Annotated in this window: 7 protein-coding genes; 4 read left to right on the top strand and 3 right to left on the bottom strand. The window is 45.7% G+C overall.

Annotated features, from left to right (window positions below):
* Positions 1-185 (bottom strand): helix-turn-helix domain-containing protein (locus tag EWV84_RS08105; protein ID WP_287077593.1); only part of this gene is annotated, 185 nt, incomplete at its 3' end.
* Positions 186-276: 91 nt separating this feature from the next.
* On the opposite strand from EWV84_RS08105, the gene cbiT reads away from it, so the two are divergent.
* The 4 genes from cbiT (at position 277) to EWV84_RS08085 (ending at position 3905) form a co-directional block, all read left to right on the top strand.
* Positions 277-867 carry a precorrin-6Y C5,15-methyltransferase subunit CbiT gene (gene cbiT, locus EWV84_RS08100; RefSeq protein WP_149988633.1) on the top strand — a complete coding sequence of 197 codons (591 nt, stop codon included), beginning with the start codon at positions 277-279 and terminating at the stop codon, positions 865-867.
* 48 nt (positions 868-915) lie between these two features.
* Entirely contained in the window at positions 916-1827 is a 912-nt protein-coding gene (locus EWV84_RS08095) for a phosphatidate cytidylyltransferase (RefSeq protein WP_287077592.1), read from the top strand.
* Positions 1828-1904: 77 nt separating this feature from the next.
* Complete coding sequence (cobA, locus tag EWV84_RS08090; protein WP_287077591.1) at positions 1905-3422, top strand: uroporphyrinogen-III C-methyltransferase; 1518 nt, start codon at positions 1905-1907, stop codon at positions 3420-3422.
* A 78-nt stretch (positions 3423-3500) separates the two neighbouring features.
* Positions 3501-3905: a hypothetical protein gene (locus EWV84_RS08085; protein ID WP_287077590.1), complete on the top strand. Its 405-nt coding sequence runs from the start codon at positions 3501-3503 to the stop codon at positions 3903-3905.
* A gap of 74 nt (positions 3906-3979) precedes the next feature.
* Here EWV84_RS08085 and EWV84_RS08080 read toward each other — a convergent pair whose 3' ends face one another.
* Positions 3980-4327 (bottom strand): carbon dioxide-concentrating mechanism protein CcmK, encoded by a 348-nt coding sequence (locus EWV84_RS08080; RefSeq protein WP_286826094.1) that lies wholly within the window; start codon positions 4325-4327, stop codon positions 3980-3982.
* Between the two features lie 104 nt (positions 4328-4431).
* Positions 4432-4740: a carbon dioxide-concentrating mechanism protein CcmK gene (locus EWV84_RS08075; protein WP_002732196.1), complete on the bottom strand. Its 309-nt coding sequence runs from the start codon at positions 4738-4740 to the stop codon at positions 4432-4434.
* Positions 4741-4910: the final 170 nt, after the last annotated feature.

Genomic DNA, 4910 nt, shown 5'->3' with positions numbered 1-4910 from the left:
TTTTTCCAATCGGTTAGCATTGAAGAAGTTTGAGCGTAGCCTACTCTTTCTTGCTTTTCGTACCAAGCTTGTGTTCTGACATGGAGAGCTTTATTGTAAACTAATCTTACACAGCCCAATGTGCGCCGCAATAGCGACTCTTGTTCTGGTGTGGGGTAAAATCGAAACCAATAGGCTTTTTCCATGTCTCACATTTAAGCATATATTCCGTAAATGCGCTAGTATTTAACGGTAAAGCCGTCGTAGAACGACGGGGTTTCAGACCCAAAATTTTCGATGACTTGGTTATATAAAACCCCCGGTATTCCCGATGAATTGTTTGAACGTTTGCCCGGGATTCCCTTGAGTAAACGCGAGGTGAGATTATTGATGATTTCCGCTTTGAGGTTAGGTGATGGGGGGGTTTTCTGGGATATCGGGGCGGGAACTGGCACTATTCCCGTTGAAATTGGCTTATTATGCCCCAATAGTCCGATTATTGCCATTGAAAGGGATGAAGAAGTGGCCAGTTTAATCCGCCGTAATTGCGATCGCTTCGGGGTAAAAAATGTTACGGTTTTTGAAGGCAGCGCTCCCGATTGTCTAGCCAATATATCCCTAGCACCCGATCGCGTCTGTATCGAGGGCGGCAAACCGATTAAATCAGTCCTGCAAGAAGTGTGGCAATACCTGAAACCCAACGGCCGCATCGTGGCTACGGCCAATAATTTAGAAACCCTCTATCAATTTTCCGAAGGCTTTTCTAATTTACAGGCGCGTAATATCGAGATCGTCCAAGCGGCAGTAAATCGCCTAGAAACTAGGGGTATTCACCAAGTTTTTGCCGCCGTTGATCCCATGTTCATCCTGAGTGGCGATAAACTTTAATTGGGGATAACCTTCCATAAAGTTTTCTTAATCTATATAATTAGAACAATGCCGCCTAACTTCTCTGGATTAACCATGCCTTGGCCACGCATTGTCAGCGCTATTTTTGCTATTGCCTTCGCACTGGGAATTATTATCGTTGGGGGTTGGTATTTCACCCTCGGCATCGGTGTTATCGTCTTTTTGGGACAATTGGAGTATTTTCGCTTAGTTCGCGCTAAAGGCATTGAACCGGCCGCTAAAACCACTCTCGTAGTTTCGCAATTATTACTACTGACGGCAACTATGGCAGCCCCCCTCACCGATGCCATGTTTCCCCTTGCTGGGGCGTTAATTTGTTTTTATCTGCTCTTTCAGCCAAAAATGGCGACAATTGCCGACATTTCCACCTCAATTCTCGGTCTGTTTTATGGTGGTTACTTACCTAGTTATTGGATTCGTTTACGGGTCGGTTTTTCTCCTGAAAGTAGTCCCGTGGCTATGGCCAGTAACTTACCCTTGATGGGATATTGGCCAGAATCGTGGATGGAACCGAAATTATTCCCGGCCGCTTTGACGGTGACTTTTCTAGCTTTCGGTTGCATTTGGGCCGCCGATATCGGAGCTTATATCATGGGAAAATGGTTAGGGAAAACCAGTTTATCGCTGATTAGTCCCAAAAAAACCGTGGAAGGTTCCTTTTTTGGCATTTTAGGCAGTATAGCGATCGCCGAGTTGGGTGCTTGGTATTTAGATTGGCCCTATTGGCAGCTGACCGGCTTAATTTTGGGCTTATTAATTGGTATTGTCAGTTTATTGGGTGATTTGACCGAATCGATGATGAAACGCGATGCCGGGGTCAAGGATTCCGGGCAGTTAATCCCCGGTCACGGTGGTATACTCGATCGCACTGATAGTTATGTGTTCACCGCTCCCCTAGTATATTATTTCGTCACTTTACTGCTGCCCTTGTTGCGTTAGTAGTTTGTATCTTCTCCGGTCGCTGCGCCCTTGAGTTCTCCAGTGCTAAATTAAAGATTAAACCCAAATTTGCGATTATGTCAGGAGTCGTCTATCCCCGGGGTAAAGTTTATCTTCTCGGTGCGGGAATCGGTCAGAGCAGTTTTCTCACCCTGCAAGCGCGAGCAATTTTAGCCACGGCCGAGGTTTTGCTGTATGATGCCCTAGTGGATAGTCAAATCTTCTCCCTCGTGCCGAAAACCTGTATTTTAGTCGATGTGGGCAAACGGGGAGGACAACCCGGCGCCGAGCAAAATCAGATTAATCGGATATTGGTTAATTATTGTCAAGAGGGAAAACGAGTTATTCGGCTCAAAAGTGGTGATCCGGGGGTTTTTGGGCGAGTATATCCTGAAATGTTGGCCCTAAAGCAGGCTGGCTGTGATTTTGAACTGATAACTGGAATTTCCTCCGCTTTGGCCGCTCCTTTATTAGCTGGAATTCCCCTGACCGAAAAGGATATTAGTCGCTGTTTTGCGGTCTTGAGCGCTCACGATCCCCAGTCTCTCGATTGGTCAGCTTTAGCTAAAATTGATACGCTGGTGCTATTGATGGCCGGTCAGTCTTTAGGGCAAATTATCGAGAAATTATGCCAAAATGGGCGGAATATTCACGACTCGATCGCTATTATCCGCCAGGCGGGACGCAAGGATCAACAAATTTGGCGCGGCACTTTAGAAAATATTCTCGCTCAAACCGCCGGGGTGTCCCTCTCACCCTCTATTATGGTCATTGGTCAAGTTGTGGATCTGGCGATTATGTCCTCTCCCCCACCCCTAGGAGGTAAAACTATTGTTATTACCCGTGCCGCCGAGCAAACGAGTCAATTTAGCGAAATTTTGCAAAATCAAGGCGCAGAAGTCCTAGAAATGCCCGCTTTAGAGATTCGTCCCCCCTCCAGTTGGCAAGGTTTAGACGATGCCATCGGTGAGTTAAAAAAGTTTGATTGGCTGATTTTAACTTCTGCCAATGCTGTTAATTTTTTCTTCGATCGCTTGACATTTTGGGGAAAAGATGCTAGAGCTTTAGCGACCGTAAAAATCGCCGTGGTGGGCAAAAAAACCAGCCAAGTTTTGCACTCACGAGGATTAAAGGCGGATTTTATCCCGGGGGATTTTGTCGCTGATGCTTTGGTAAACGAGTTTCCCGACCCGATTAGGGGGCAAAAATTCCTCTTTCCGCGCGTGGAAACGGGAGGGAGAGAAGTCTTGGTTAAGGAATTAACGGCCAAAGCTGGTCAGGTGACGGAAGTGGCCGCCTATGATTCCGGATGTCCCGCGCGCATGGATAGTCAGATCTGGGAAGCGTTTCGAGATGAAAAAGTCGATATAGTCACCTTTGCTAGTTCCAAAACCGTCCAGAATTTTTATCAGTTATTGCTGCAAGAAACGGGAGAATTATCGGTTAATTCCCTATTAGAAAAAGTTTGTCTGGCTTCTATCGGTCCGCAAACTTCAAAAACCTGTCAAGAGTTATTTGGTCGTGTTGATATCGAGGCGCAAGAATACACCCTAGAAGGGTTGACCAGCGCTCTAATCGAGTCGAGTAAGACCTGACATCCTCGCCGCCGTAAAACAGACGGCGATTCCCAAACTTGACGATAAACAAAGCCATAAAAATCTAGGAATCTCCCCATGAGTAACCCTATTATCATTGAAACTGACTTAAAAGATATTCTCGCTAAACTTGACAATCGGTTAGAGCGAATCGAAACAAAACTAGAAGTATTGCCGAAAATAGAGACCGAAGTTTCCCAACTCAAAGAAGATGTCAGAAACCTGAGGGGAATCGAAACAAAACTAGAAGTATTGCCGAAAATAGAGACCGAAGTTTCCCAACTCAAAGACGATATCAGAAACCTGAAGGGAATAGAAATAAAGCTAGAAGTATTGCCGAAAATAGAGACCGAAGTTTCCCAACTCAAAGAAGATGTCAAAGACTTGAAAGAAAGGGCAACGGCTCAAATATGGGCTTTGATAGTCACTGTTATCGGTGCAACTGTTGCTTGCAGCAATTATCAAATTCGGTTTTTTGACTAAAACTTAAATCATCATTAAAAACTAAGTTGGAACTAGACAAGTTCCAACCGGTAACAAAAAATTGACCTTGAATATTAACGACGAATTGGAGCGATCGCACCGTCGGCAGCAGCGCGAAAAGGTTCCACTGCCTCGCTATAATCGATCGGTAAAATAGCCACCACGTTATCGTGAGGACGGGCAATAATTACCCAGGTTTCTAAAGCTGCCCCCTCGGTTTTATTGACCGCTTCAATGCCGGCAGCCATAGCGGTTTTTACCTCCTGTACATCCCCACGAATATTGAGGGTAAAACGGGCGCTTCCTGCCCTTAAATAACCAACAATCGTGATCCGTCCTGCTTTTACCATCGCATCGGCGGCCGCTAGAATACCGGGGAAACCTTTGGTCTCGATCGATCCCACCGCGGGTTGGGCTGTCATAAATTAACTCCTAATAACAAAAATCCGATAAGTTTAATTGATAGAATCCAATCTATTTTCCAGTCTTTAACTATAGTCTAGTTTGGGGCAAATCCCTAGGGAAATTAACTGCGAAAACGGTCTGACTTAGGCGTATGCTGCACTGGTAAAACTGCCAGTACATTTTCTGGAGGATTCGGTACGATGTAATGACTGACCACATTACCACCAAAAGCGGTCATCGCCGCCGCTAATCCTGCCTCTACTGCTGGTTTAACCTCGGAAATCGGACCACGAATCGCCACCAAAAATTCGCCCCTTTCCGCTAGATCAAAATAAACTAGGGTGACTCGTCCCCCTTTAACCATGGCATCCGCCGCCGCTAAAACGGGGGGAAAACCCAACGTTTGAATGACTCCGACCGCCTCGGGCATTTTTCCTGATCTCCTGCGAAAGCAACTTTACATTATACCCCGAACCTGTCTTTATCGAAAATTTGGGTTAAAACCCCGTCCTTTTAGGACGGCTTTAAGCTACAATGGGAAAAGCGATAACCAAGCTAAAAACTGAACCTTGACAACAGATAGTAGGGGGTTTCGTTCAG

It is taken from the genome of Microcystis sp. M_QC_C_20170808_M3Col (genome assembly GCF_007095505.1).
Lineage (GTDB): Bacteria > Cyanobacteriota > Cyanobacteriia > Cyanobacteriales > Microcystaceae > Microcystis.
This window is presented reverse-complemented; position numbering and strand designations above follow the sequence as displayed.

Excerpts from the sequence above, each read along its gene's own strand:
- cbiT (WP_149988633.1), top strand. The coding sequence starts at position 277 with ATGACTTGGTTATATAAAACCCCCGGTATTCCCGATGAATTGTTTGAA.
- EWV84_RS08095 (WP_287077592.1), top strand. The coding sequence starts at position 916 with ATGCCGCCTAACTTCTCTGGATTAACCATGCCTTGGCCACGCATTGTC.
- cobA (WP_287077591.1), top strand. The coding sequence starts at position 1,905 with ATGTCAGGAGTCGTCTATCCCCGGGGTAAAGTTTATCTTCTCGGTGCG.
- EWV84_RS08085 (WP_287077590.1), top strand. The coding sequence starts at position 3,501 with ATGAGTAACCCTATTATCATTGAAACTGACTTAAAAGATATTCTCGCT.
- EWV84_RS08080 (WP_286826094.1), bottom strand. The coding sequence starts at position 4,327 with ATGACAGCCCAACCCGCGGTGGGATCGATCGAGACCAAAGGTTTCCCC.
- EWV84_RS08075 (WP_002732196.1), bottom strand. The coding sequence starts at position 4,740 with ATGCCCGAGGCGGTCGGAGTCATTCAAACGTTGGGTTTTCCCCCCGTT.